The following is a 25,517-nucleotide window of genomic DNA, read 5'->3' on the forward strand; positions in this document are numbered from 1 at the left end:
TTATGTATATTTTTTCTGCATAGATCACTAGCAATCTTGTGATGAAGTGATATAATAATAACCATGATAATGAAATTCATTCTCAATTACAATACGTTATTTTAATTTTTTTATCAACATAAAGGTTTAGGTGACTATGCAAGCAAATCAGCCTATTAACAAAACAACTGCAAAATCAATCTACCGCCCCAAGACAGCTGCGGCCGTCATTCTGTTGGGGCTTAGCCTCCTCGCTGCCTCTATGGCATCCTCGATTATCTATGGTGCGTCGAACATCCAATTGTCCACCATATGGGAGGCGTTTGTCCACTTCGATCCCCATTCCACCTCGCACCAGATTATCCAGAGACTGCGCATGCCGAGGGCCTTGGCAGCTGCGCTGATCGGCGGTTCCTTGGCCGTTTCCGGAGCCATCATGCAGGGCATGACAAGGAACGCGCTCGCTTCCCCTTCCATTATGGGAGTCACCGCAGGTGCCACTTTCATGATGTCGATTGGGTTTGCCTTGATGGAGTCGCCGTCCATCACCGTGCTCATGCTGCTATCTTTTTCCGGTGCGGGCCTTGGGGCTGGGCTGGTGCTTCTCATCGGCTCGTTATCCAAGCGGGGCCTGACGCCTGTTAAGCTGGCGCTGGCCGGATCAGCCGTAACCGCGCTCCTGAGCTCGATTTCCTCAGCCATTGCCATCCGCTTTAATGTTGCCAAGGATATCAGCTTCTGGTATGCCGGAGGTGTATCGGGCGTGCAATGGGTGAACGTGCAGCTCCTGATCCCTGTCGCCATCATTGGTTTGCTGATTGCATTGGCACTCAGCAGATCCATTACCGTCATGAGCCTAGGTGAGGAGGTCGCTACCGGGCTTGGCCAAAAAACAGGAACCGTGAAGTTCCTGGGCACGCTTGTTGTGCTGCTCCTCACGGGCGCATCGGTAGCTGTGGGCGGAACGATCGGATTCGTGGGGCTTGTCATCCCGCATATCGTTCGCTTCATCGTAGGTCCCGACTATCGACTGATCATCCCTTGCTCCGCTGTCATGGGAGCACTTCTGCTGGTGTTTGCCGATGTGGGGGCGCGGATGATCAACCCTCCGTTCGAGACGCCTGTCGGTGCGATTACGGCGATGATCGGTGTTCCCTTCTTCCTCTATCTTGCACGTCGGGAAGGGAGGGGACTGTAACGATGAATACAACGAGAAAAATCATGTCCGTGTCGATGATCCTGCTGCTGGCCATATTTGCCGTGTTTCTGGTCAGCCTGAATATGGGAACGATGAAAATCCCGCTGGCTGAGGTCATCAAAGCATTCAACGGGACAGGATCCGAGCAAAATTATACCGTTCTGATGCACTTTCGTTTACCCCGCATGGTCATTGCCATCCTGATCGGTGCAGGCATCGCCGTCTCCGGCGCTATTCTGCAGAGTGTTTCACGGAACGCTCTGGCAGACCCGGGCATTCTAGGCATTAACTCCGGAGCAGGACTGGCTGTCGTGCTGTATATCTTTTATTTTCAAGGCAGCTCGTTCAGTTCCGGCATATGGTCCGTCTATATCATGCCTTTTGCCGCGCTATTGGGTGCATTTCTTGCCGCCTTTCTCATTTATTCGCTAGCCTGGAAGCAAGGCGTGACGCCGATCCGGCTGGTTCTTGTGGGGATTGGCATCAACGCGGCATTCGGGGCGCTTATTATCGTGTTTCAGCTCATGATGGACCCCAACAATTTCATGCAGGCCACCATCTGGCTGTCCGGAAGCATATGGGGAGCAAGCTGGGAATATGTCGTTGCAATCCTTCCGTGGATCCTTCTGCTGATTCCCTGGGCGGTATATAAATCGCAACATTTGAATGTGCTCAACCTGGGGGACCACACGGCAGCGGGACTTGGGGTCACGGTAGAACGCGAGCGAAGAACGCTGCTGTTCATCTCCGTTGCCCTGGCCGGCGCCTGCGTGGCCGTTGGCGGCGGCATCGCGTTCCTGGGACTGGTTGCACCGCATCTGGCGCGTAAGCTGGTGGGCCCCCGTCATCAGGGCATGCTGCCTGTCTCTGCGCTTCTTGGCTCTCTGGTGCTGCTTGTGGCCGACATGATCGGCAAGAACCTGATGGCCCCTTCCGAGATCCCGGTTGGATTGGTCGTCTCCTGCCTAGGAGCGCCCTACTTTATATATTTGCTGATCAAGGATTAAGTTGAACGAGTATAACAAAAAGACGGCGATTACCTCCCGGTACAGGAGGTAATCGCCGTTCTTTTGTGTCATGCGCTAAAACTTGTACAACTGCGGCGCGGCGTTTAGTGAGCGCTCACCAGAATCTTCACCTGGTTCTTCTCTTTGAGCAAGGCCTCAAAGCCCCGGTCAATAATCTCATCCAGTTTGATCCGCTGGGTTACCAGTTTATCCGCAGGGAAGAATCCTTTTTCCATCAGGCTAATGACAGCCGGGAATACGTCGCGATAACCGATGATTCCAGTAATATTGCGCTCCTTCATTACGATGTCATTCGGCACGATGGGCGCGGAGGTTTCGAAGATGCTGACAATCATAATCTGTCCGCCGATCTTCGTAGAGTTGATGGCTTGATTCAGTACAGGTGGAACACCCGTTACTTCGAATGCCACATCTACCCCGGTGCCGGTGCGACGATGAAGTTCTTCTACGACATCGTAAGCCTTGGGATCAATGACGATAGCCCCCAATTCTTCGGCCTTTTGTTTACGCTCAGCAGACAGTTCTACTGCGTAAATCTCGGATGCCCCTGCTGCCTTCAATGCTTCGATAACGAGCAGACCAATCGGTCCCGCACCGAATACAACTGCCCGATCCCCTGCTTTCAGCTGGCTTTGGCGTACGGCATACAAGGCGACTGCCGAAGGCTCTACCAAAGCCCCTTGTTCATAGGAGACGCTGTCCGGAATTTTATGAACCATATGCTCATCCGCGGCTACATATTCGGAGAATCCGCCGCCACCGCCGGCAAGGCCGAGAAAGCCCATTTTGTCGCACAGATTGTATTTGCCTTGTCTGCAAGCTTCGCATTTTCCGCATGCAAATACTGGCTCAACAACCACGCGGTCACCAGCCTTGAATTTCGTAACGCCTTCGCCAACCTCTACCACCTGGCCGGAAAATTCATGGCCCATTACAACCGGAGCCTGTTCTCCAGTAAGGGGGTGAGGCGTATTCTCAGGTATAAATATAGGCCCAGCTACGTATTCGTGGAGATCACTACCACAAATCCCGCACCATTCAACCTTGATTTTCACTTTTCCACTCGTTGCTTGCGGCTCCGAAATTGTCTCCAGACGCAGATCCTTTACTCCATGCCAGCGCAATGCTTGCATTGTCTTCATCTCCTTATGGGTTCGAAAAAATAAAAACAAAACAGGAAACGTTTCCGAAATCAAATATGTCACATTTTCGACAATATGTCAAACAACATTGCCTAAAATGTATGAAAAGTCATGGACAACCTGAGATCAATGATCCCCCTCTTTTCCAGTGATCTTCAGCAATGTATACAGCACGCTTCCTGCACTTCTTTTCTTCGCCGAGGTGTTCCATGATTTAAAGGTATTCTTAATGGTATAATATAGGTATTGCTCCATTAAGATCTCAAATCAGAACAAGAACAGGAAACGTTTCCGTTATATAGAGAGGACTTTTGAATATGGTGAATCCCAAAAAGGTGACGATTGAAGATGTCGCCAAACAAGCGGGCGTTGGAATAGCAACCGTGTCTCGAGCCATCAACAACAGCAAGGGAATCAGTCCGAAAACGAAAGCACGGGTCTTGCAGGTGATCGAAGAAATCGGATTTAGTCCGGATACATCGGCTCAAAGCCTGAAGGTGCGGCAGACGAATCAAATCGCCTTGGCCGTGCCTGACATCCGAAATGCGATCATCCCGGAAATCGCCTGGTCGGTGGAACAGACCGCCAAGCAGCACGGATATCGAGTTGTTCAGATCAATACAGCTGGGAATGCACGAAACGAGCTTGAAATCGTAAGAGATATCAAGAAGCTGCACGTAGATGGCTTGATTATTATGCCACTGGCCTATCCCAAAACACTGGGCGACCTGATCAACAAATCGAGCCTCCCCGTCTCAATCATTAATTACGGGAAACAGCTGGGAGATGAGTATAGAGCCGATATCGTAGGCCTCGCACGTCAGGAGGGCAGGCTTGTTATGGAGCATCTGCTGAAAATCGGACGGACCCGAATCGCCTATGCCGGTGCGCCCAAGGACAAAATCGAAGAGCGGTATTGGGCATATGAGCAATCGCTGACGCAAGTCGATCCGTCGCTTGTCTATTTCGGAGAGGATTTCTCGTTTGAAACAGGGGTTCGTGCAGCGGACTATTTCTATGGCCTGAAACATATGCCGGACGCCATCTATGCGGTAAACGATATGGTTGCTATCGGCATCGTCAACCGTTTTAAAGAGCTAAAGGTTCGGGTTCCCGATGATGTGGCCGTCGTCGGCATCGATAACAATGTATGGACCACCGTCACAACGCCTCAGATCAGCTCGGTGTCTATCATGGGCGATGAAGTAGCCCGGCTGGCTACGGAATTGCTGCTCAAGCGGCTTCGCGAGCAAAAGTCCGGCCAATACGAACGCGTGCAATTCGAACCGAGGCTCATCGTCAGGGAATCCAGCATGTCCTTTATACGAAATGCAACAACCGACTAGGATGCAGCAACCGAGGCCCATAAAGAAGAGCCTGGAACATGAAGTCCCAGGCTCTTTCTTTCGACTCTTTAATTGGAATATTGGACGCTTAATGACTCAAAGTATACAAGTAATAGCCGTAGTCGGTAGGCGTACCCGGATGTTCGATTTGCCGGAGCATGGCGGTTACGTTCCCTCGGTGGTACGACCCGTGATTGACCATATGCTGGATATAATCCAGACAGCTGGCTTTAAAGTCTCCGGACGGATAGACGGTTTCCAGATTCTCATGCTCTTCGATGAACAGCCTGAAGCGCACCGCCAGATCGTCCATTAGGTGCTCCAGTTCTTCGATTCGCTTGCCTTCCGTCTCCGCAACCAGCCGATCGATCGAATCCTTGAGATTTTCCAGGTACAAAGGTGACACCTCCGAAACTCCGCCCGCATTAAAAAATGACAGCCAGCCGGAATCAATGACATAGATATGAACCATCGCTTCATAAATGGATGGAAAGACACTGACTATCTCCTTGCGGTATACCTCTTCCGAAAGCCCCTGCAAATACTCGCAAACCTTCCGGTTTGCCCATACGTGGTAATCATACTGCCGCAATATCCATGTTTTCAATCGTCGTTCCCCTTTTCATAGGCGGGGAAGCACGCAGTTTAAGGGCAATTATGCGCTAATCCCCATATAAGTTTGCCCGTGAACGATTGTTGTTTTCATCTCAAACGCCTCCTGAAAATAATCTGATCCTATTCTAGCATATATGTTGCCAAGTAGGCGTGAATAGTCGTATTGCTTTCACAAATCCCTACCCGTCTAATTCACTACATTGGCACCGGCACGTGCTGCTGCCGATACGAGGTAGGCGACGTGTGGTAATATTTCGCGAATGCTCTCGAGAACGTGTGGAGGTTGGAATATCCCAGCGAAAAAGCAGCCTCCGTCACGGACACGTCGGTTTCGGTCAGCAGCACCGCTGCCCGCTCCATCCGCAGCTTCATTAAATAATGACTCGGACTGATGCCATACGCCCGAATAAACTCACAATACAGATGCGTCCGGTGTACGCCGGCATACTCGACAACATCCGTAACCGTGATCCCCTCCATGTAATGGGAATCCATATAAAACACGCTTTGCTCGAGCCAGTTCGATTTGCTCCCTTTTCTGACCGTGGCGGCAGCCAGCAGTTCAAACAACTGATATAACCATTTTTGTCGTCCAAATTCGTTTCGGGCGGTATCGTCATCCACGCACCCGTATATTTGATTCAGCACCGCCTGCAGCTCCCCCTTCATCCCGGCAAACATAAAGGGCTTGCGCGGAGATAACCCGATCCGGGTCAACGCACTGTCGGTTAATTCACCATCCAGGACGACCCACTGCGTACGCAGCATCGGCTCCGAATGGTGGTTCGGTTCCCAGTAACTGAACCTTGTATGAGGGAACAGGCAAAAGACATCCCCTTCCGACAAGGTGACCTCCTCATCCCCATAAGCCAGTGTGATCTTTCCGTTTAGAACAAAATGCAGCGCATAGTTTTCGGATACTTTGGGGCCCACGTAATAATGGGGTTTCGCCATGCTGCGGCCTGTACGGAGAATCCAAATTCCGCCCTTTCTTTCCATCTCCGAAGGTATGCAGTACTTCATTTCGGCATATTCGAAGGCCATCTCCTTCACATGAAATCCCTCCCTCACAAAAAAAGAATGTTTCCTGCTACCGTAGAATCCTGGCATTGTTGCGCCTGAGTTTATCAGATAAAAAACAACAAAAAGACACAGCCCCATAGCTGTGCCTCCAGTGATCTGGTCGACAAACCTTCCGTATTTATCTATCCCCCGCTCCCTTATTGTCCCAGCAGCTGATCCAGTCGCTCCAGCTGGCTTGGGTATCCGCCTGTATTAACGGCAGCCCTGTACAGAGACTCACTTGACCTTCGCCGTAACATTCGTTCGCTCCAAAATATCAAATAAGGCCTCGTTGAATTTTTCCTTCCGCTCCAGCATGGGAATATGGCCCGCTTCCGGAATGGAGTAAAACAGCTTGAGCGGCGCTTGGATTGTTGAAAAAAACTCCTCCGCCAGCGGATAGGGGGTTTGCCAGTCCCGCTCTCCATGGATATAAAAGACTGGAATTTCAAATGCGGCGCCCATAGACGACAGATCGAACGATTCCCATAAATATTTCCAAATAGGACGCTGTCCTTCGCCAAATGCTCCGGAGATGAAAAAATATCTCATATCCTTAAGCGTATAAAATGGTGAACCTAACGCATTGAGGATAAGCTCTGTTGTTGGACCAGCCGATAACTTATATTTTCTTTGTAATTTTCGAACCTTCATAAGGTTCCTAACCATGCCGCTATCGAATGCAGGCGGGGGGTAAGGCTTCAACCGAAGAAGATCCCGATAATCGTTGTCGTTTCCGGCCATTTTCGCCACTTCCAGTACTTTTTCATAGCCGACGCGTTCATTGTCCATCATATTGACAACCTGCCCAACGCCGATATAAGCCTGCACAAGCTCCGGATATTGTTTGCTGAACAGGCTGCCTAACACCGAGCCCCAGGAATGCCCCAAAATGATAATCTTCTCTTTATGATACTTTTCTTTCAAATAGTTCACAATTTCATATGTATCCTGAACGATACGGTCAACCGTAACCGTTGGGGCAACTTGTTTCGGATCATTGTTGAAATACGTTTTGCCGCTGTTTCTTTGATCCCAATGTACGATCGTAACATGCTTCTCCCACGGGATCTGAAACTCTTGGGCAAACGGCAATATAGGTTCTCCTGGACCGCCGTGCAAAAACAGCATCACTGGATTATCCATGTCCTCGCCCCGATGATGCAAATATTGCGAAATGCCGCCGATGGTTACGAATTCTCTGCAATCAATACCATTACTCATGGGATTCATCCGAATTTGATGTGCAATCTTCTTTTTCTTGTACTGGACAAACAGAACGAAGCTTACGGCGAATAAGAGTAACCCGGCTATTACGATCCATATAACAGTCATCGTTTCCTCCGGTAAACGTTAGGATCTGGGTTACACAGAGCAGAGCAATTAGGGGCAATCCCATACAACGGTTTGTATTTCTTCAGGGATTCACTCATTGCTCGGCTCCTCCCGTCATATAGTCGGCAATGGCATGGACAAGTATATCCAAGGCCTTCTCTCTTCCCCGCTCACCAAAAGTCATATCTGTCGACCCAACAAAATGGAGTGCGTTCATTAAATAGGCAAGCACATCCATTTCGCATCTCGATTCGTCAATGCCGCAAAGCGACAGCGTCCTGCTAAAATAGTCGTTTGATTTGGACGCTTCCCGGTCCGCTACCTCAGCTGGGAGCTTACGAAGCAGCAGCTCTATGTCCGATGGGGAAACGTAGAGCACGATACTGTCCGCTGCCAGATAAATTTCCTTTAATACTTTTACAAGCCTTTCATTCAAATTTGTATTTTTAGATAATACGGCCTCCACTCTCTCAAACATTCTGCTCTCGCTCTTTTTGATAATCGAATAGAGAAGTTCTTCTTTGGAATTGTAGTACGAGTAAAAGGAACCTTTGCCGATATGGGTCGCACTGGTGATATCCTCTACTGTAATCCGCTTTACGCCTTTCTTGCGAATCAGTTCAATCCCTTGTGTAAACATCGCTTCTCTTACCATATCTTTTTCATGTTCGGTGACAATCTTAGGCATAATCCCTCTCCTTTTACTGACTACAAATACGTTATACAGTCAATAAAAATATAATAATCCTTTTTCCTGTTTCCTACAAGATGTTTTATTTTCGCTGAATAGATTTCGCTAGTGGAGAAAAAACAGGAGAATAGATAAGGAGAGTTCAAAGGCATATATGTGCTATACCGCTTTATTATCGGAACCCACGTCAGACGCTGGCTCTTCCGCTTTACATGTTCCCAGTGGCTACCGGATTGTCCTTGTAGCTGATCCAGTCGCTCCAGCTGCCTGCGTACAGCTTCACCTTGCGGTATCCGGCTTCCTGCAAAGCCAGGGCGTTCGGACAAGCCGACAACCCAGAGCCGCAGTAGACTATTACTTCATCCTCGGGAGATATTCCAGCAAAACGTTCCCGCTGCCGCTCTGCTCCCTTCAGTGTCCCTTCTTCATTCATCCCGTCCTTCCAAAAAGCATGCACCGCTCCCGGAATATGTCCGGCCACCGGATCCAGCGGCGCGGTTTCTCCCGTGAACTGCTTCCAGTCCCTTGAATCGAGCAGGGTCACGCCGGCTGCGCCAAGCTTCGCCCTCACCTCGTTCACATCAGCCAGCCAATCCTGTTGGACATTTGTCTGGAAAGAACGCGGCGTCACTTCGCTTTCCCCTGAAGTAAGCGGATATCCGACTGCTTTCCAGCCTGCGAACCCTCCATCCAATATATATGCCGACCCGTGGCCCAGATATTTCAAAATCCACCATAACCGCGCTCCTTCCGGGCGGAGGTCATCGTCATAGACAACGACAGGCGTATTGGCATCGATCCCGAGCTTGCCGAGTCGCCGGGCCAGCTCCTCCGGATGCGGGAGCGGACTCCGGCCGCCGTGCTCGCTTGGCAGATCCATCAAATCCTTTTTCAAATCAACGAATACGGCACCGGGCACATGCTCACGCTGGTAAGCCTCAAAGCCGTAACCTGCATCACCCGGGCTGAATCGGACATCCGCGATAACCAGCCGACCCGGTTTCGACTCCAGCTGTTCCAACACCCATTCCTTGCTTACGAGATTTGACAATAATTCCACATCCCTTCTGATTTCCAGCGGCTGTTCTTAAATCGTAAATTCCAAATCCTCTTCCGTCTTCACGTCATAAATCGCCGAGTAGATATCGTTCTGAATCTTCAGAAGACTGGCATCCTCCCGCTTGCGCGGACGCTCCTGGGGAACGTCGAAAATATGGTGAATACGCCCAGGACGCGGGGATAACAGGACGACTCGGTCTGCGAGAAAGACGGATTCTGATACATCATGGGTAACAAAGATTACCGTTTTCTTCTCCTCCTGCCATATGCGGAGCAGATCCTGCTGAAGCTGGAGCCGGGTAAGATGGTCCACCGCGCCGAAAGGCTCGTCCATCAGGAGGATGTTGGGACTATTCACGAGCGCCCTTGCGATCCCGGCGCGCTGCCGCATGCCTCCCGACAGATGATGGGGATATTTCGAGCCGAATCCCTGCAGACCGACCATATTTAAATATTTGTCTACGAGCGCTTGCCGCTCTGCTTTTTTCATGCCGCCGATCTCCAGCCCAAGGCCGACGTTCTGCGAGATCGTACGCCATGGATACAGGGATGCATCCTGGAACACGACCCCCGAGCTCCGCGTGGGTCCCTGAACCTTCGCACCATCCAGCAAAATCTCGCCTTCCGTCGGGAGCTGCAGTCCCGCCAGCAGTTCGAGCAGCGTGCTTTTCCCGCAGCCGCTCGGCCCAAGGATGCACAGGAATTCGCCATCCCGGACCTGCAAGTTTATATGTTGAAGCGTGATCGTAGGAAGATCGCCGTCATATACCTTTGAGACATTTTTCACCGTAAAGCCAGACATTTGAACTCCTCCTGCCACACTTATTTTTTTGGAATAAATCGGAGGTCAAGAATGTCCTCCACCTTGTAGATCTCATCCTGGAAGCCCAATTCCTTTTGGATCTGCTGGGTGTCATTCAGCGCGTTGATGTCCACGTCCGGATTGTTCTCCCACAGCACCTCTTCACGCTCCAGCGCCAGATCCAGCACCTCGGGATCGATCTCGATGTTCTTCAGATAGTAAGCCTTATACTCGTCCGGATGACTCTTCGCATATTCTTGCGATTTAAAATAGGCCCGCAGCAGCTTCTCTACCAATTCCGGCTTCTCGTTCAGAATCCCCTCACGCGCCGCCAGCACCCCGGTGTGGAAGGTCGGTAGGTAATCCCAGCCTGTAGCAATGATATTTCCTTTTCCCTGCTTCTCCGCGAGGGAAGCGAACGGCTCATGGATGATGGTGGCGTCAACCTGTCCGGTTTCCAGACTCGCGTATGCCGCCTGATGCGTACTGTTAGCAATGAAGGTCACATCCTCCGGCTTCAATCCATGCTCCTTCAGGATGACCTGCGTATACACCTCCAGCCCGCTGCCAAACACGGCGATGCCTACCTTCTTGCCCTTCAGGTCTTCCACCGTCTTGATTTCCGGTGAGGCAATCAGGTAGAACGGGCCTTTGGTCCGGAACATGGAGGAGACAATTTTGACGGGTGCGCCCTTACCCGCAGCTACAATCGCTGTCGTCGTAGCTACGTCGACCACATCGATGTCTTTGCTGGTCAGGCCGGCAATCGGGTCCTTGGTGGTAATAAACTCGACGTCGAGTCCTTCTTCCTCGAAGAATCCCTTCTCCGCCCCGAAGGACACTGCCAATCCGCTGGCACCGCTAAGCGGTGCGTATCGAATCTTCTTCAGCTTGTTTCCCGCAGCGCTTTCTCCGCCCTCTGTGGACGGAGCTGCTCCCTTGCCATTATCCGTGCCGCTTGCGCAGCCGGCCGTCATGGCGATCAGCCATATCGCTGCAAATGCAATCATGTATGAACGTATTCCTCTTCTGGTCATATGGATCTCTCCCCTGTAAGTGACGCTTTTTCCGATGGTCTATGATGATTTCCATTTCAAAAACACATTGCGTTCCAACAAATCGATTAATGAAATAATAAGTACGGATACGACGGTAACCAGCGCTACAATAGCAAAAGCCTGCGCAGTATTGTACAGCGATGTTGCCTTCACGAGAATGTTCCCAAGGCCATCCTTCGACGCCAGCATCTCCCCAAACAGAGCCCCGACCAGTCCGGTTGCAGCCGATAGGCGCAGACCCGCAAAAATGGTCGGCGCAGCCGATGGCAAAATCACCTTCATGATGGTCTGGTACCGCGTGGCCTCGAATACTTGGGCGACCTTCAGATGGTTGTCCGCCGTCTGCTTAATCCCGGTCATCGTATTGACCGTGATCGTAAAGAAACAGAATAGGAACACAATCGATATTTTATGCGTGATCCCGATCCCGAGCCAGAGGGCTAGCAGCGGCACAATCGTCACCTTTGGAATCGCCATCAGCGCCGAAAGATAGGGCCTGAAGAACTGCTCCGCCCAAGGAATCAGCACCAGAGCCATGCCCACGGCCAGGCCTCCAAGTGCCGCAATGCCATAGCCCGCAACGAATTCGGCCAGCGTGACGTACAGATGCTTCCAAATCTCCCCGTCACCAAACAGTTTAAACAGCTCTTGGAATACTTTGGAGGGCGCAGGCAGATACAGGCTGCTGACGGTCTCCGTGCGAACCAGAAGCTCGCAGATGCCCAGTATGATCAGCAGCAAAGCCGCCTGTCCCACCCAGATGCCGCGAAATTTCTTGGCTTTCCTCGTTCCCATCAGGCTCACCCCTTCGCAATCAGATCATAGCGGTTCCCCGGGCGGCTTAGTCCCAAGTGCTCCCGGAAGGTGCTGCCTTCATATTCGGTACGGAATAAGCCCCGACGCTGAAGCTCGGGTACAACCAGCTCCAGGAACAGATCCAGTCCACCCGGCATATAAGGCGGGCATACATTGAATCCATCGGCCGCTTCATCCCGGAACCATTCCTCGATGATATCCGCCACTTGCGTCGCGCTGCCGACAACAAGCAGATGCCCGCGGACCGTGACGGTGAAGAAATAGAACAGATCCCTGATCGTAATATCCTCGCGTCCGTTGGCCTTTCTGGCCAGGTCGGCCCAGTGCAATGCCGTTTCCGAAGCGGATACATCCGGCAGCGGATCCTCCAGGGGATACCCCCTTAGATCAATCCCGATCTTATCCGACAGCGGACCCAGATCGTAATCGGTCACAACCAGTTCATTCAGCTCCGCATATTTGGCACGCGCCTCTTCCTCCGTCCGGCCCACGATCGGAACCAGTCCAGGCAGGACCTTCAAATCCGAAGCTTCCCGTCCATACTCCGGAAGCCGGCCTTTCACTTCCTTGAAGAATTTGACGGCAACTTCCTTCACATTCGTTCCCGTGAAGACCATGTCGGAATATTTAGCCGCCAGCATTTGGCTGCGCAGGGAGGTTCCAGCTGTGATGAGCGGCAGCTGCCCCTGCATCGGGCGCAGAATGTTCAGCGGCCCTGCGACGGAGAAATGCTCGCCGACATGGTCCAGGGCGTGTACTTTGCTTCCGTCGGCGAACACACCGCTTGCCTTGTCCCGCGGAAGGGAGTCGTCCTCCCAGGTGTCCCACAGCCCGCTGACGATCTCGATAAATTCCTCAGCATAGTCGTACCGCTTGGCGTTATCCCAATGCTTCTCCCGGCTGAAATTCAGCGCTGCCCGCGGATCGGAACCCGTCACGACATTCCATGAGGCCCGGCCTTGGCTTAGATGATCCAAGGATGCCGTGATGCGTGCGATGTTGTACGGCTCCGCATAGGTGGTGTTCACCGTGCCAATCAAACCGATTTTATCCGTTGCCGCAGCCAGATAGGACAGCATCGTAAACGGCTCCAGCCGCGTCATTTGGGAAGGGAATAAATGCTGCATATCCGCGCTCGTGGCCAATCGGTCCCCCAGAAAGAAGAAATCAAACTTGGCCTTCTCGAGTTTCTGGGCAACCTCTTTCAGGAACTGGGGGTCATAGGCACCGTCCGTTTTGCCTTCGGGCAGCCTCCAGCCCGCGGGATGATAGCCCGTCCCAAATAAAAACAATCCAAGATGCAATTGACGACGTTTTGAACTCATAGTTGTGTCACCTTCCTGATCTGTAATGGTTATGGTTGATAATCATCGTGCCGTATAGCTATCGCTATATATCTGCTTTATCCGCGAATTCCCTCTGATAAGCGGTCGATTTCCTGCAGTTCTTCCTCTGTCAGCCGCTCATCCGAATGCTTCAATGAATCCGCGATATGCTCGGGCTTCGATGCCCCGACAATGGCTGATGTGATGCCTGGGCGACTGAGCACCCAGTTCAGGGCGAACTGCGGAAGCGTCCATCCCCGGTGCTCGGCCAGCGGCCGGATCGCTTCCACAACGGAGAGTGCATGCCGCTGGTTCAGCAGCAATTGCAATCTCTGTTCGCCTGCAGCCAGGCGCGAGTCCGATGGGGGAGCTTCGCCCGCCCGGTACTTCCCGGACAATATGCCCCGGCCGAGCGGGCTGTACACGATAACCCCAACCTGCTCGGACTGGGCAAAGGGAATTAATTCACGTTCGATATCTCTTGTAATGAGACTGTATTCCGGCTGTACGCTCTCGAACCTGCGCAGACCGTGGAGCGCACTGATGCCATGAGCTTTGGCCAGCTGCCAAGCCGCATAGTTCGAGCAGCCGATATAGCGGACTTTACCCTGACGTACAAGATCCGTAAGCGCCTCAAGCGTCTCTTCCAGCGGGGTAAACTCATCAAACCGGTGCACTTGATACAGATCGATATAATCCGTTTGAAGCCGGGCAAGGCTATTCTCCAGCGCACGGTAGATATGATAGCGGCTTTGGCCTTGGTCATTAATGCCGGGACCGATCCGGTTATGCAGCTTGGTAGCTAGGAGAATATCTTGTCTTCGCTCCTTCAGCAGCCTGCCCAGAATTTCTTCCGATTCCCCAAGCTGGTTTACGTTCCCGTTATCCATACCGGTGCCGTACACGTCAGCCGTATCGATGAGATTGATGCCAGACCCAAGTGCCTGATCCAATACGGCGGCCGAAGCCCTCTCATCAATCCAGCGCCCGAAAGCCATCGTCCCCAGACTCACCTCCGACACTTGAATTCCGGTTCTACCCAGTGCTCTATACTTCATGATTGCTGCCTCCTCGTAAGATTCATACAAAAAAACAGCCGAAGACACACCTCGGACCACAAGCTGATCCAAGGATGCATCTCCGGCTGTCCGGTAGAATGCGCATCAATTCTATTATTTCCGATATGTTAAGTAGGATTATAGCATCGTCTAATTTTGTCGTCAATTATTTTTAATGTTGGGTTTCCGGCCGGATGAGACCGAGATGATCCCGTAACGTTCTGCCTGTATAGTCCTCGCGAAACACGCCGCGCTGCTGAAGCAGCGGCACTACACGCTCCACAAACTGCTCGAGACCACCCGGAAGCAAAGGGGCCATAATGTTGAATCCGTCGCAAGCCCCGCTTCGAAACCAATCCTCGATCCGATCGGCAATCTGCTGCGGGGTTCCGATCATCGTCATATGACCTCTGGATACCGCGTAATGCCGGCCTAGCTCCAGAATGCTCATGCCCGATTTCACGGCCATATCCATAATCATGATCGCCCGGCTGCTGTTCCCTTCCCTCGGCAGATCAGGCAGCGGACCGTCTACCGGATATCCTGTCAAATCAGCATTCAGCAATTGCGATACATATTTCACCCCTGCTTCCGGCAAGATGAGCTCGCTGAACGTCCGATGATACGCCAAAGCCTCGGCTTCGCTCTCTCCAAGGAAGATCAGTAGGCCCGGCAGAACCTTCACCTCTTCCCCTTCCCGTCCATACTCCTTGAGCAAGTCCTTAAACTCGCGGTAATACCTTATCGCATCTTCTTTACTCTCGCAGGCCGTAAAGACAACATCGGCCGTTTGGGCCGCCAGCCTTCTTCCCGCTTCCGAGGTTCCCGCTTCAATGATAACGGGTCTGCCTTGCGGAGATCTAGGCATGTTCAACGGGCCCTCTACCTTGAAGAACTCTCCTTCATGATGAACCCGATGAATCCGGGTCGTATCCGCAAAGACAGCTCTCTTCCGATCCAACACAAGGGCGTCGTCCTCCCAGCTGTTCCAACATTCCTTAACAACCTGTAGAAACTCCTCCGCCCGTTCATACCGCTTCCCATGCTCCGTTAATTCCGCCGAGCCGAAATTGCGTGCCTCCGCATCCTTCGTGGAGGTCACCACGTTCCATGCGGCTCTGCCGCCGCTGATATGATCCAGCGTGGACAGGCGCCTTGCCAATGCGTAGGGCTCGTTGAATGTAGTAGATGCCGTACCGGCTAATCCAACATACTCCGTGACGCCAGCCAGACTGCTGAGCATGGTCAACGCTTCAGGTTGAAGAAAGCTGACATTCGTCCGCAAATCCTCGATCAACGGAATCGAGTTGTTGTCCGCAAGGAATACCATATCGAATTTCCCGCGTTCGGCTGCTTGAGCGCAGCGCTTATAGAAATCGTAATCCACGGCTCCGACCCCCGCCGAACCGGGATGCCGCCAAGCGGCAATATGATGGCCGTAATTCATTAGAAAAGCGCCCAGACTTAATTGGCGTCGCTCCGCACCCATCTCTATGCTCACCTTCCCTTTATCTCTACTGAAGCTGTTTATCTCTACAGAAACTTACGCTCAACCAGTTTCTCTACGTAATCACCGACGTACTTCATATCATCAAGACGGGATTGAACCTCCTTCTCCCATGTCCCGGCATCCTGTAATGAAGCAAGAGTAACCTGGTTGCCATACCACGACTCAACCTCGTCCCGCCGGATGGTGAAGGTTTGGTCTTCAAAGGCGAAGATCAGTTTCTCCAAATTATCAATCATGGCAAAATTCGCAGTGGAATTATAAACCAGTAGCTGCTTCAGCTTCTCCTCTTGCAGATCACCGGCCCTGGCCTGGAGCCGGAGCTCGGCCGTCAATTCCTCCGGGTAGAGCTGAAATGTGCGTTCGATGTCACGCATGGGAAGCGAAGCATTCAAATTGATCAGGTTCCCGGCATTCCCCATATACGGGCTGGCGAAGCTTAACGAATTTCGGATATCATGCGTCAACGGATCATTCTGCTCCGCTTCATATTGAATGGCCTGTTCATTTGCCCTGGGCTTAATGAATCCCTCCAGTGCAGCCATACCCACTACGCCGATAAGCAGCAGCGCAACAATCAGCCAATTTTTTCTGCTCATGGTTCATTCACCTCAAGTTGAAGAGTTAGTTTACAAGCTTTTTGGATAAGCAGCGGAATGATGACCGACGTCATCGGGATGGCATATCGCATGACGGTTTCGTAGAACGAATAGGGCCCATCGATCCGCAGTGCTCGCCCAAACCATAGATCACTGCCGTATTGAATCACGAAGGTGTACATGGATACGACTACGATAAATATCGACCACAACCACCATGCCCCTTTACTCCATTTGGCCAATTTACCTGCGTTGATTATTCTTGTCTGCTTCTCATACCGTTTCAGATGCCGTGACATGGAAAGATACACCGCTCCGGTGAAGACAACAACGCACAGCAGGAGGGTGTTCACCCCTATACCGCTTGGCAAAAATCGGGCCGGGATGGTGACGATCCAGGCCAGCAAGGAATAAATAAGTGCGCTCTGAACAAGGTCATAACGGAAACGGTAGCTGTAAACTTTTTGATTATCGTCAATGAGGGCCTCGATATCTTCGATGTTATCGATAGCCAGACTGATGGCCGATTGATATTCCATGCCGTTCTCCATATAATCCGTAACCCGCGCCTCCAAATTGCTGAGAACCTCATTCTTCAGCTCTACCACTTCCTTGGTTTTGCGTTGATTCGCAAATAGACGGTCCACAAAGATCTCCAGGTCATGCCTGTTGGTCATTGCTCTGTCAGCTCCTTTCCGTTCCCGATCAGAACATCGATAATCTCGCGTGCAGCCTTCCATTCCTCTTGATTTTGCAGCAAGCGTCCCTGTCCCTCCTGGCTGAGGTTGTAATATTTGCGCCTTCCGCCCTGGGTTTCTTCTCCCCAATAGGAACGGATCAATCCCTGCTTCTCCAATCTTCTCAGACTGGAATACAATGTAGGCTCCTTCAGTTCAAATCGATTCCCGCTTCGTATCGAGATTTCTTTAATGATCTGATAACCGTAATTATCCCCGTCCGATAACACGCGCAAAATAAAGGTATCAATATTTCCACGTATCAAATCACTGTTATATAAGGATTCTATCAAATACCCGGACCTCCTTAACGGAATGGAATGGGTATAACATAACGCATATTACTATGTATGTCAAAGTAATACCTCACACATATATTTCTCTCTTCGTCGATTGACGGTTTACAAGCACTACTATATAATTCTTGAAAGTTCTTCCTATAATAATTAGAATTGCTTCATTATTGTATTTAGCACGTGCAGGAGGAGACGGTTTTGCTTCATAAATACATTCGACGACTCAAATACTATATTCTCCGGACTCTCCGCATGCAAAATAGCGATCATCGAATTGCGCTCGGTTTTGCCGTAGGTTTCTTCCCTTGCTGGTATCCAACCTTTGGCATTGATCTGCTGCTGGCTCCGCTGCTCGCTCGTATGGTTCGGGCGAACATCCCCTCCGCCTTCCTTGCAGCTTCGACTGGATCTGTCTTGTGGCCGATCCTGTTCTATTTAAACTATAGAATCGGGGTATTTGTGCATCTGTTCACCACATTTCCCAAAACCTTTGAAATCGAAGATGCTCTCTCGGCACCTGTCCCCGAGACGGATTATCGAATTGAGACAAATCATTTTGGCAGATTAGGCGATATGGGCGTCAACTTTCTTGTCGGCGCCCTCATCAACAGCATCCTATCTACATTGATACTCTATATTTTGCTGCGCATCTTGCTCTCCCTTTACCGCAGACCCTTGCTTCATAGAATCAAAGAATTCATTCGCAGAGGAAGATCGAAGTCTTGATTAAAGCTCATAATGAAAAGCGCCTGGAACCCCTTCCCAGGCGCTTTTTTTATTTATTCATAATCAAGTTACATTGTCCCTGCCTTATTTCAACTTCTCTTCAGTCCCTGGCCAGTTTCTCTGGAAAATTCGGTATAAGTTGCTAAAAGTACGGCATTCTAAAGAGGATGAGCCTTTACTACGACCGGCAAAGGAGGGAAGAACAAAAATGAAATCGAAGGTGCAGCACGTACTGCTTGCCCCTGTTAAAGAGCGGCTTGCGAATTGCGAGGATGTCATCTATCAATCCTTACGTATCCATGGATCGACGTGCACCGTTATCTATATTGAATCCATTGTGGATATCAGCACTCTGCACGAGCATATCGTTAAACCGCTGATTAAGGAAGCCGCATTGATTCAGCATAACTTTAACGACTTCATTGACCGTATGGATCGTGGAGATATCCTATCGGTTCCATTTCATCGTTCTTCCTCGGCGGAGTATATTGCCAATATGATTGTCGAAGGCACGGCGGTAGTGGTTGTGGAGCAATTGGCAGAGGCTTATTTATTCGACATCGCCTTGTATCAGAAACGGGCGGTTTCGGAATCTCAGAATGAGCTGGTGGTGAACGGGCCGCAAGAAGCTTTTATCGAAGACATTGGTACGAATTTATCGCTGCTCCGGCACAAAATCAAACATACGGATCTCAAAACCGTACGTTATCAGATTGGTGACTATTCCAAAACCGCCGTATATATGGTGTATGTCGATGGCTTATGCAAACCCGAAGTTGTCGCTCAAGTGGACCGGCAGCTGAATAGCATATCCATTGATGGCACCTTCGGGATCAGCACCTTGTCCGAGCAAATGAAGGAAGGCGTGAAATCCCCGTTTCCGCAGTTTCAATACACGGAGCGACCGGATTCCGTAGCCGCTTCTCTGCTTGAAGGCAGGGTCGGCATCATGCAGGATGGAACGCCGTCGGCTCTTATTGTGCCTGTCACTCTATTTTCCCTACTGCAGTCGTCCGAGGATTATTATCATAGCTTCTTCTCTTCCAGCTGGATCCGGATTATCCGATTCATGTTCGCCGTCATTTCATTGCTGATGCCTTCGCTATATGTGGCGATCACCACATTTCAGCCTTCCATCATACCCAGCGATCTGCTGATCACCATTGCGGCATCACGTGAGAACATCCCATTCACCGCCTTAACCGAAGCGCTGATCATGGAGCTTACCTTCGAAGCATTGCGGGAAGCCGGAACCCGGATCCCCAAACCCGTCGGGCAGACCATATCCATCATCGGCGCCATCGTCATTGGGCAGGCGGCTGTAGCAGCCGGTATCGTATCCAACCCGATGGTCATCGTGGTGTCCATAACCGGAATCGCTTCTTATATCATTCCGCACTTCGAGCTCGGGCTGGCGTTCCGCTTGCTGCGTTTCCCCATACTCATTCTGGGAGGGACACTCGGTCTTATCGGCGTATTTGCCGCTGCCTTCCTTGTGTATGGCCACATGGCTTCCCTGAAGTCGTTTAATACGCCTTATCTGCAGCCCGTTGCGCCGCTTGTGATATCCGAATGGAAGGATACCTTCCTGAGGGCACCATCCATGCTGATGAAGAAGCGGCCTAAGACCTATGCGTCATCCAACAATTTAAGGAGAAGAAAGCCATAATGCCTCTACTCAAATTGTTTAACATGTTCAAAATAGTGCTTCCTCTGACGCTGTTGACGGGTTGTGGTTTCACTATGACCAAAGTGGAGATCAATCAGCAGACCTTTGTATTTGCCATGTATGTGAATAAAGGTCAGCAAGACGACACCGTAGAAGTTACGATCAGTGCCCCCCTGCCCAACCGGCTTACATCTGGAAGCCAAGCAGGCAAGCAAGGTGGTGGTAGCCCTTATGCCATGGTAACCAAGACCTCTAGTACTGTTCAGGATGCCCTGCACCTGATTCAACGGGATCTTTCCAGGCGTTTTGACTTCAGTCACAGTAAGGTCGTCGTTGTGGGCAAAAGCTACGCGGAGGCAGGATTAGAAGAGCTCACGGACTGGCTACAGCGGGAACCGTCAACCAACCTGAGTGCTTATTTAATGGTTGCGCCCGGAGACGCCAAGAAAGTCGCGGAGCTGACACCGGTCTTTGAGCAGATGCCCTCGGAGGTGCTCATCCGTTTTGCGAACCAACACAACATGATCACAACGAACTTAAAGGATTACCTCTATGCCGAATCAGCCAACCAAGGCTATGCCTTGAACTATTTGGCAGCAGGCTTGAAACATATGGTAGCCGACCAAGAGAAGCTGGAGCCTTGGGCAGGGATTCAAGGTACGGCGCTTTTCCATCATCATAAACTAGTTGCCACACTCCCGATGAAGGAGTCACTTGCTGTCAGTTGGGCAGTAAACGAGGTAAAAGGTCCTCTGTATACCGTTTCATGGGATGAAGGTAAGAAGGCAAGCGTGTTTCTCATCACATCAAGCTCCAAGAAGTCGGTTCGCATGGTTTCAGGTCATCCCGTGTTCACGGTGAAGCTAAACGGGACAGGCGATGTCGTATACAATCAGAAGCAGAAGCAATTTGATACTCTTCAGATGAAAGAGCTCATCGAACGCGAGGTCAATGATCAAATCGCCGGTCATTTGAGAAAGGCTCTTCGTACGTCGCAACGGGTAGGAGCAGACATCCTGCAGCTTGGCATGCTGGTGGATTGGAACTATCCGGATCATTGGCAGAAGGTTCGTGCCAACTGGCCCGATTATTATAAAAACGAAGTGGAGATCCAGGTTGTTACCGATATCAAGATTCGAAACTTCGGATCCATACTCAGAATGAATCCGAAATAAGGAGGCTTGCCCATGCTCGCTCTTCTGTTCCTCGTATACTCCTTGACTGAATGGTACTTCGCGAAGAAAAAGGTAAGGTCCCCCCGTGAAAAATGGACGATGCTCATTCTGATCCTTGCCTTTTCCGTCTGGAATGTAATCGCCTTATACGCTCACGAGTGGCTGACCCCTAATCATCTGATCATGCTGCTGTTCGGTTGGCTTGAATAACATAGGGTAATAAAATCTATAACGGAAAGGATGTACGAACCCAACATGCGCAATACTCCCTGGCAGCTGTTCCGTTTCGGATTTGTCTATCTTAACGCCATACCTACCGGATTTCTGATCAGTCCTTTACTGTGGAACTCGGCTTATTTAGGATGGGCTGCGATTCTGGGCGGCTATGCGATGAGTTTGATTTTCCTGTGGTTTACGGTAAAGCTAGCGCTGTGGGATCCTCAGAAACCCTGGATCGATTTCGGCAGTAAACTTGTCAGCAAATGGATTCATATCCCGATCGTCGCTTTGGTTTTCTTCTGGTCGATCAATTACACAGGAATGGATATCGAAAGCTTCACCTTATTCTTCGACACCAATTATATGCGTGAGTCTCCTCAATGGTTCTTGATCCTGATCGTGGGTTTCGTTGTTATGATAACCGCCAGATGGGGCATGGAGACGATGATTTATATTTCAGACGGTCTGTTTCTCGTCATTGTCATTGCGATCGTGTCCATGAACATGTTTTTCTTCAAGGAAGCCCATTTTGATATGATGATTGCAATGGTCAGGCATCACAATTATGAGTCGGCAGTTAAGGATGCCCTGTTCTGTTTTTCATTCTTCGCGGAATGGATCGTCTTTCTCTTTCTCGCTCCCTATATCCAATTTAATCGGAAATCGTTTCGAAACCTCGCGACAGCAGGGATATTGGTGACTATAGGCATATTGCTCCAATGGGCCTCCGCTTTACTGAATTTCGGTCCTTATCTAGGGCGGGAGATGCAATATCCACTTGTTGAAATAATGCGCTCAGCCAGTGGGTTCCTCGGCAATGCTGACCCGCTTATCATCGGATTATGGAGCAGTTCGATGTTTTTCCACAGCGCCTTTCTCATCCATGTAAGTGTAAGATGTCTTGCCAAATTGCTTCACCTGAAGCAAATGGATGGGCCGCTGATCGCCATCGTTGGGGGAACGGCTATCGTGATTGCATATCAGTATTCGCAAAATCCGATCCTCTTTCTCCAGGACTTCAATTCTTTCGGGATGGTAATGTTCTTTATTCTTATGGAGTTCATCCCTATCTTCTATTGGATGGCCTCCCTGTTCCGCAAACGCAAACCCAAAAGTAAACACAAACCTAAAGCTAATCATAAACCCGCTTGAACCTTGAAACTGAATCGATACCCTATTGAAAAACAGAAACTGGGAGAGCGGCATTTGCTGCTCTCCCAGTTACCGGATTATATGTCAACTTTAGTACCGAGATAAGTATAATAATCCTCTGCAGTTTATTCTTTCTGATCTCGTCAAAAAATCAACATTTTATGTAAGCGCTTCCTACAAAAAGGTTCTTTTATTGTAAGCAATTGGCATATTATATAGTACAGTAGACCAGCTGGCAAAGGTGGCAGCAGGAGGTGATAGGCATGGGCGTGAATGAAGCTTTGGCTTTAATGATATCGTTCGCCACTCTGGTCGTTTCGATCCTTGCCTTCCATAATAAGAAATAGACCCGTCCCTTGTACAGATGAATCTATTTCTTACGTCTGGTTGCAAGCAAATATCCACCTTGCAGGTGATGATCTGCTGTGCGAGGAGTCGGCGGCAACCGACTCCTTTTGTAATACACAAAAATATCCTATTCTGATTTTTACGGAATTATGACTCGGCGGTGACGAATGGCGGTGACGAATTAAGTATTTAGGATGGGCTTTACCTTGGCTATAATTTGCTCGATCTCTTTGGAGCAGTCCTCATACATTTTCTTTGCCTTTTTACTCTTTGTACTGAGGCTGAATAACTCCAAGTCCGCCTGACATTTCTTTAAATTCGCATAGAGCAGTTTCCGCTCCTCATTTTGGGGAACCTGAATCTGATCATCATATAAATCGATGGTTAGTTGTCCATAAGCATCTACCTGGGCAAGAAATACGTCCTTGATCTTGGCGCCCTGCTTGTCCAGTTCTTCCACCAGCCATCCCTGATTGAAGCCTGCTACGCGCAGCGGTTCATCCATGACTTTACCATCCATGACCACAACCTGTGCAACTTTTTCCGGCGCTACCTGGATACCAAGATCTTTGGGGGTTAAAGGCAGATTCTCGCGCGTCTGTAGAATATTAATCTCCCCGCTTGACTCCATGATGGCAAATTCCACGTCAGCGACCTGAAACACGTCTTTTTTCCGCAGCTGCTCCATTAACTCATCGGTAGACAGTCTTTCTTTCTTTAAATTGCCTTCCAATATCTTCCCATCTTTAATGAGTACGGTCGCCTTGAAATCGATAAAGTCCCTGGCCTTCTTGCTCTTGATTTGTAGGAATTCAATAAGTAATGAACAGCCTACCCATACGCCCAGCCCAACTAATCCCAAATACCAGTTCGCCTCAAGATCCAAGGAGATATAGGCGGCCAAGCTGCCGATCGTAATCCCCGTTAAATATTCAAAAAAAGAAAGCTGCGAAACCTGCCGCTTTCCCAGCACTTTCGTCATCAGAAACAACACAACCACAGCACATAAGGTTCTAAGTACGATTTCCAACCATTGGGCCACAATAAAGCCTCCTCATTTGATGTCTCGACTTAATAATCACTCTATAGATTATTGTCAAATATCCTTTCAGAAATCACACCATTATTTCCCAAGCTATGCTCCATGCATGTTCTTCTGCAAAATGCGTACATTATTACGCATGAAAGGAGTGATAAAAAACAATGACCGTAGCTTCCGATGTCAAAACATGTCTCTCATCCTTAAAAAGCGCTCAGGCCAGCCTTGAGCAATTTGCACTGTCCACGCAAGATCAAAATGCCAAGGATTTGTTCACGGCAGCAGCACAACAAACACAGCAAGTCGTGGACCAAGTGGCCCAGCGGGTTCAGAAACTTGAACAGGAAGAGCCTCAGTATAAAGGTTTCTAACCATTTGTTTTTTTGTTAGCTCCATCGCGTGTAAGCCCATGCATACCTCCTATCTTCCCCTGATAGGAGGTACTTTATATTGTGTTATTTATTATTGAGTTATCCTCCCCATCAGGGTAAAGTGTTAATAACGGAGACTGAATACAAGGGGGTAGATTCTATGAAGAATGGTACGCGTTCTATCGATGTCATCACGTTCGGTGAATCGATGGGATTATTATATCCGGAAGGCACACGGGGCATAGGTCAAGGAGGAAGCATGGCACAATCCTTCGGTGGTGCCGAAAGCAATCTCGCCATCGGATTAGCCAGGCTTGGCTGCAGCAGCGGATGGTTCGGTCAACTCGGCAACGATCCGATCGGAACCGGTATTTTGAAAACGCTTCGAGGCGAAGGTGTCGACATTTCCGCCGCCAGACAAACGGATGCAGCACCGACCGGTCTTATGCTGCGACAGAACGTTCGCGGTCAATCCTCCGTCTATTACTACCGCAAAGGCTCTGCCGCCAGCCAAATGACGCCGGACCATGTAGACTCCGAATACATAGCCGATGCCCGCATCCTTCATTTTACAGGCATCACCGCAGCTTTAAGCAGCAGCTGCCTGGAGACGATACGTCATGTCATTTCCGTATGCAAAGCGCATGGCGTCCAGATCAGCTTTGACCCTAACCTCAGGCTCAAGCTATGGAATATCGAGGAAGCTCGTCCTGTATTGCTGGAGCTTGCGGAAGTCTGCGATTATTTTCTTCCGGGCTATGATGAATGCAAGCTGCTGTTCGAAACAGAGGACGAGCAGGTGATCCTGGATCGTCTGCGACAGCTTCCCGCAATGTCCGTTATCAAAAGTTTCAATGGGAGCAATGTCATTGTCCACAAGAACCACACCTATTCCCTTCCCTTTGAGCAGGTGGATCAAGTGGTGGATACCGTGGGAGCAGGCGACGGCTTCTGTGCCGGTTTCCTTGCTGGTATTGCCAAAGGCTGGACACCCGAAGAAGCTCTTTCACTGGGCGGCTTAACCGGTTCACTGGTGATCCAAGCGCCCGGTGATTGGGAAGCACTTCCGACATGGGAAGAAGTAGAGCAGCGGCGCGGGAATGCTGCTCATATCGAACGTTAACTCCTGTTCTTTCAACGAGCCATCTTTCTAACATCCATTCAT

The 25,517-nt window shown here is 50.2% G+C and carries 27 protein-coding genes; 11 read left to right on the forward strand and 16 right to left on the reverse strand.

Annotation, left to right across the window (positions count from 1 at the left end; all coding sequences use genetic code 11):
* The first annotated feature begins 136 nt into the window (after positions 1 to 136).
* Positions 137 to 1,177, forward strand: a complete 1,041-nt coding sequence (locus CRG97_RS25555; RefSeq protein WP_098748490.1) for a FecCD family ABC transporter permease — start codon at positions 137 to 139, stop codon at positions 1,175 to 1,177.
* Between the two features lie 2 nt (positions 1,178 to 1,179).
* The gene (locus CRG97_RS25560; RefSeq protein ID WP_098748491.1) at positions 1,180 to 2,184 is read left to right on the forward strand and encodes a FecCD family ABC transporter permease; all 1,005 of its coding nucleotides are present in this window, start codon (positions 1,180 to 1,182) and stop codon (positions 2,182 to 2,184) included.
* Positions 2,185 to 2,288: 104 nt separating this feature from the next.
* On the opposite strand, the gene CRG97_RS25565 is transcribed toward CRG97_RS25560, so the two are convergent.
* Positions 2,289 to 3,338 carry a 2,3-butanediol dehydrogenase gene (locus tag CRG97_RS25565; protein ID WP_098748492.1) on the reverse strand — a complete coding sequence of 350 codons (1,050 nt, stop codon included), beginning with the start codon at positions 3,336 to 3,338 and terminating at the stop codon, positions 2,289 to 2,291.
* A 326-nt stretch (positions 3,339 to 3,664) separates the two neighbouring features.
* Between CRG97_RS25565 and CRG97_RS25570 the strand changes: the two genes are divergently transcribed.
* Positions 3,665 to 4,693: a LacI family DNA-binding transcriptional regulator gene (locus CRG97_RS25570; RefSeq protein WP_098748493.1), complete on the forward strand. Its 1,029-nt coding sequence runs from the start codon at positions 3,665 to 3,667 to the stop codon at positions 4,691 to 4,693.
* A gap of 88 nt (positions 4,694 to 4,781) precedes the next feature.
* Here CRG97_RS25570 and CRG97_RS25575 read toward each other — a convergent pair whose 3' ends face one another.
* From CRG97_RS25575 to CRG97_RS25640, 14 genes are all read right to left on the reverse strand, one after another.
* Positions 4,782 to 5,300: a DinB family protein gene (locus CRG97_RS25575; RefSeq protein WP_098748494.1), complete on the reverse strand. Its 519-nt coding sequence runs from the start codon at positions 5,298 to 5,300 to the stop codon at positions 4,782 to 4,784.
* A 203-nt stretch (positions 5,301 to 5,503) separates the two neighbouring features.
* A complete protein-coding gene (locus CRG97_RS25580) occupies positions 5,504 to 6,352 on the reverse strand; it encodes a helix-turn-helix transcriptional regulator (RefSeq protein ID WP_237566588.1) in 849 nt (282 codons plus the stop codon).
* Positions 6,353 to 6,607: 255 nt separating this feature from the next.
* Positions 6,608 to 7,705 carry an alpha/beta fold hydrolase gene (locus CRG97_RS25585; protein WP_098748495.1) on the reverse strand — a complete coding sequence of 366 codons (1,098 nt, stop codon included), beginning with the start codon at positions 7,703 to 7,705 and terminating at the stop codon, positions 6,608 to 6,610.
* 94 nt (positions 7,706 to 7,799) lie between these two features.
* Complete coding sequence (locus CRG97_RS25590; protein WP_098748496.1) at positions 7,800 to 8,393, reverse strand: TetR/AcrR family transcriptional regulator; 594 nt, start codon at positions 8,391 to 8,393, stop codon at positions 7,800 to 7,802.
* Positions 8,394 to 8,604: 211 nt separating this feature from the next.
* Entirely contained in the window at positions 8,605 to 9,447 is an 843-nt protein-coding gene (locus CRG97_RS25595) for a sulfurtransferase (RefSeq protein WP_098748497.1), read from the reverse strand.
* A 36-nt stretch (positions 9,448 to 9,483) separates the two neighbouring features.
* Positions 9,484 to 10,257 carry an ABC transporter ATP-binding protein gene (locus CRG97_RS25600; RefSeq protein ID WP_098748498.1) on the reverse strand — a complete coding sequence of 258 codons (774 nt, stop codon included), beginning with the start codon at positions 10,255 to 10,257 and terminating at the stop codon, positions 9,484 to 9,486.
* 20 nt (positions 10,258 to 10,277) lie between these two features.
* Positions 10,278 to 11,294, reverse strand: coding sequence for an ABC transporter substrate-binding protein (locus CRG97_RS25605; RefSeq protein WP_098748499.1), 1,017 nt, complete (start codon positions 11,292 to 11,294; stop codon positions 10,278 to 10,280).
* A gap of 39 nt (positions 11,295 to 11,333) precedes the next feature.
* Complete coding sequence (locus CRG97_RS25610; protein WP_098748500.1) at positions 11,334 to 12,110, reverse strand: ABC transporter permease; 777 nt, start codon at positions 12,108 to 12,110, stop codon at positions 11,334 to 11,336.
* A gap of 5 nt (positions 12,111 to 12,115) precedes the next feature.
* Positions 12,116 to 13,456: an LLM class flavin-dependent oxidoreductase gene (locus tag CRG97_RS25615; protein WP_098748501.1), complete on the reverse strand. Its 1,341-nt coding sequence runs from the start codon at positions 13,454 to 13,456 to the stop codon at positions 12,116 to 12,118.
* Positions 13,457 to 13,533: 77 nt separating this feature from the next.
* Entirely contained in the window at positions 13,534 to 14,514 is a 981-nt protein-coding gene (locus CRG97_RS25620; protein ID WP_098748502.1) for an aldo/keto reductase, read from the reverse strand.
* A gap of 172 nt (positions 14,515 to 14,686) precedes the next feature.
* The gene (locus tag CRG97_RS25625; protein ID WP_098748503.1) at positions 14,687 to 16,003 is read right to left on the reverse strand and encodes an LLM class flavin-dependent oxidoreductase; all 1,317 of its coding nucleotides are present in this window, start codon (positions 16,001 to 16,003) and stop codon (positions 14,687 to 14,689) included.
* Between the two features lie 44 nt (positions 16,004 to 16,047).
* Positions 16,048 to 16,620, reverse strand: coding sequence for a DUF4825 domain-containing protein (locus tag CRG97_RS25630; RefSeq protein WP_098748504.1), 573 nt, complete (start codon positions 16,618 to 16,620; stop codon positions 16,048 to 16,050).
* Positions 16,617 to 17,297: a permease prefix domain 1-containing protein gene (locus CRG97_RS25635; protein ID WP_098748505.1), complete on the reverse strand. Its 681-nt coding sequence runs from the start codon at positions 17,295 to 17,297 to the stop codon at positions 16,617 to 16,619. The genes CRG97_RS25630 and CRG97_RS25635 overlap by 4 nt, the downstream gene beginning before the upstream one ends.
* On the reverse strand, positions 17,294 to 17,650 hold the full coding sequence (locus CRG97_RS25640) for a PadR family transcriptional regulator (protein WP_098748506.1): 357 nt from the start codon (positions 17,648 to 17,650) through the stop codon (positions 17,294 to 17,296). The genes CRG97_RS25635 and CRG97_RS25640 overlap by 4 nt, the downstream gene beginning before the upstream one ends.
* A 201-nt stretch (positions 17,651 to 17,851) precedes the next feature.
* Between CRG97_RS25640 and CRG97_RS25645 the strand changes: the two genes are divergently transcribed.
* From CRG97_RS25645 to CRG97_RS34310, 6 genes are all read left to right on the forward strand, one after another.
* Complete coding sequence (locus tag CRG97_RS25645) at positions 17,852 to 18,379, forward strand: DUF2062 domain-containing protein (RefSeq protein WP_098748507.1); 528 nt, start codon at positions 17,852 to 17,854, stop codon at positions 18,377 to 18,379.
* Between the two features lie 208 nt (positions 18,380 to 18,587).
* Positions 18,588 to 20,048, forward strand: coding sequence for a spore germination protein (locus tag CRG97_RS25650; RefSeq protein ID WP_098748508.1), 1,461 nt, complete (start codon positions 18,588 to 18,590; stop codon positions 20,046 to 20,048).
* Complete coding sequence (locus CRG97_RS25655; RefSeq protein ID WP_098748509.1) at positions 20,048 to 21,223, forward strand: Ger(x)C family spore germination protein; 1,176 nt, start codon at positions 20,048 to 20,050, stop codon at positions 21,221 to 21,223. The genes CRG97_RS25650 and CRG97_RS25655 overlap by 1 nt, the downstream gene beginning before the upstream one ends.
* 12 nt (positions 21,224 to 21,235) lie before the next feature.
* Entirely contained in the window at positions 21,236 to 21,433 is a 198-nt protein-coding gene (locus CRG97_RS25660; protein WP_098748510.1) for a hypothetical protein, read from the forward strand.
* 45 nt (positions 21,434 to 21,478) lie between these two features.
* Positions 21,479 to 22,594 (forward strand): GerAB/ArcD/ProY family transporter, encoded by a 1,116-nt coding sequence (locus tag CRG97_RS25665; protein WP_098748511.1) that lies wholly within the window; start codon positions 21,479 to 21,481, stop codon positions 22,592 to 22,594.
* A 263-nt stretch (positions 22,595 to 22,857) separates the two neighbouring features.
* Positions 22,858 to 22,941 (forward strand): putative holin-like toxin, encoded by an 84-nt coding sequence (locus CRG97_RS34310; protein ID WP_223260591.1) that lies wholly within the window; start codon positions 22,858 to 22,860, stop codon positions 22,939 to 22,941.
* A 182-nt stretch (positions 22,942 to 23,123) separates the two neighbouring features.
* On the opposite strand, the gene CRG97_RS25670 is transcribed toward CRG97_RS34310, so the two are convergent.
* Positions 23,124 to 23,984, reverse strand: a complete 861-nt coding sequence (locus CRG97_RS25670; RefSeq protein ID WP_098748512.1) for a DUF421 domain-containing protein — start codon at positions 23,982 to 23,984, stop codon at positions 23,124 to 23,126.
* 161 nt (positions 23,985 to 24,145) lie between these two features.
* Between CRG97_RS25670 and CRG97_RS25675 the strand changes: the two genes are divergently transcribed.
* Together CRG97_RS25675 and CRG97_RS25680 are read left to right on the forward strand one after the other, a co-directional pair.
* Complete coding sequence (locus tag CRG97_RS25675; RefSeq protein ID WP_098748513.1) at positions 24,146 to 24,352, forward strand: DUF1657 domain-containing protein; 207 nt, start codon at positions 24,146 to 24,148, stop codon at positions 24,350 to 24,352.
* Between the two features lie 160 nt (positions 24,353 to 24,512).
* Positions 24,513 to 25,475, forward strand: coding sequence for a sugar kinase (locus CRG97_RS25680; protein ID WP_098748514.1), 963 nt, complete (start codon positions 24,513 to 24,515; stop codon positions 25,473 to 25,475).
* Positions 25,476 to 25,517 lie beyond the last annotated feature (42 nt).

Origin of the sequence: Paenibacillus sp. EZ-K15 (assembly GCF_002573715.1) — a bacterium.
GTDB lineage: Bacteria > Bacillota > Bacilli > Paenibacillales > Paenibacillaceae > Paenibacillus_AQ.

Excerpts from the sequence above, each read along its gene's own strand:
- CRG97_RS25555 (WP_098748490.1), top strand. The coding sequence starts at position 137 with ATGCAAGCAAATCAGCCTATTAACAAAACAACTGCAAAATCAATCTAC.
- CRG97_RS25560 (WP_098748491.1), top strand. The coding sequence starts at position 1,180 with ATGAATACAACGAGAAAAATCATGTCCGTGTCGATGATCCTGCTGCTG.
- CRG97_RS25565 (WP_098748492.1), bottom strand. The coding sequence starts at position 3,338 with ATGCAAGCATTGCGCTGGCATGGAGTAAAGGATCTGCGTCTGGAGACA.
- CRG97_RS25570 (WP_098748493.1), top strand. The coding sequence starts at position 3,665 with ATGGTGAATCCCAAAAAGGTGACGATTGAAGATGTCGCCAAACAAGCG.
- CRG97_RS25580 (WP_237566588.1), bottom strand. The coding sequence starts at position 6,352 with ATGGCCTTCGAATATGCCGAAATGAAGTACTGCATACCTTCGGAGATG.
- CRG97_RS25585 (WP_098748495.1), bottom strand. The coding sequence starts at position 7,705 with ATGACTGTTATATGGATCGTAATAGCCGGGTTACTCTTATTCGCCGTA.
- CRG97_RS25590 (WP_098748496.1), bottom strand. The coding sequence starts at position 8,393 with ATGCCTAAGATTGTCACCGAACATGAAAAAGATATGGTAAGAGAAGCG.
- CRG97_RS25600 (WP_098748498.1), bottom strand. The coding sequence starts at position 10,257 with ATGTCTGGCTTTACGGTGAAAAATGTCTCAAAGGTATATGACGGCGAT.
- CRG97_RS25605 (WP_098748499.1), bottom strand. The coding sequence starts at position 11,294 with ATGACCAGAAGAGGAATACGTTCATACATGATTGCATTTGCAGCGATA.
- CRG97_RS25610 (WP_098748500.1), bottom strand. The coding sequence starts at position 12,110 with ATGGGAACGAGGAAAGCCAAGAAATTTCGCGGCATCTGGGTGGGACAG.
- CRG97_RS25615 (WP_098748501.1), bottom strand. The coding sequence starts at position 13,456 with ATGAGTTCAAAACGTCGTCAATTGCATCTTGGATTGTTTTTATTTGGG.
- CRG97_RS25620 (WP_098748502.1), bottom strand. The coding sequence starts at position 14,514 with ATGAAGTATAGAGCACTGGGTAGAACCGGAATTCAAGTGTCGGAGGTG.
- CRG97_RS25625 (WP_098748503.1), bottom strand. The coding sequence starts at position 16,003 with ATGGGTGCGGAGCGACGCCAATTAAGTCTGGGCGCTTTTCTAATGAAT.
- CRG97_RS25630 (WP_098748504.1), bottom strand. The coding sequence starts at position 16,620 with ATGAGCAGAAAAAATTGGCTGATTGTTGCGCTGCTGCTTATCGGCGTA.
- CRG97_RS25635 (WP_098748505.1), bottom strand. The coding sequence starts at position 17,297 with ATGACCAACAGGCATGACCTGGAGATCTTTGTGGACCGTCTATTTGCG.
- CRG97_RS25650 (WP_098748508.1), top strand. The coding sequence starts at position 18,588 with ATGAAATCGAAGGTGCAGCACGTACTGCTTGCCCCTGTTAAAGAGCGG.
- CRG97_RS25655 (WP_098748509.1), top strand. The coding sequence starts at position 20,048 with ATGCCTCTACTCAAATTGTTTAACATGTTCAAAATAGTGCTTCCTCTG.
- CRG97_RS25660 (WP_098748510.1), top strand. The coding sequence starts at position 21,236 with ATGCTCGCTCTTCTGTTCCTCGTATACTCCTTGACTGAATGGTACTTC.
- CRG97_RS25665 (WP_098748511.1), top strand. The coding sequence starts at position 21,479 with ATGCGCAATACTCCCTGGCAGCTGTTCCGTTTCGGATTTGTCTATCTT.
- CRG97_RS34310 (WP_223260591.1), top strand. The coding sequence starts at position 22,858 with ATGGGCGTGAATGAAGCTTTGGCTTTAATGATATCGTTCGCCACTCTG.
- CRG97_RS25675 (WP_098748513.1), top strand. The coding sequence starts at position 24,146 with ATGACCGTAGCTTCCGATGTCAAAACATGTCTCTCATCCTTAAAAAGC.
- CRG97_RS25680 (WP_098748514.1), top strand. The coding sequence starts at position 24,513 with ATGAAGAATGGTACGCGTTCTATCGATGTCATCACGTTCGGTGAATCG.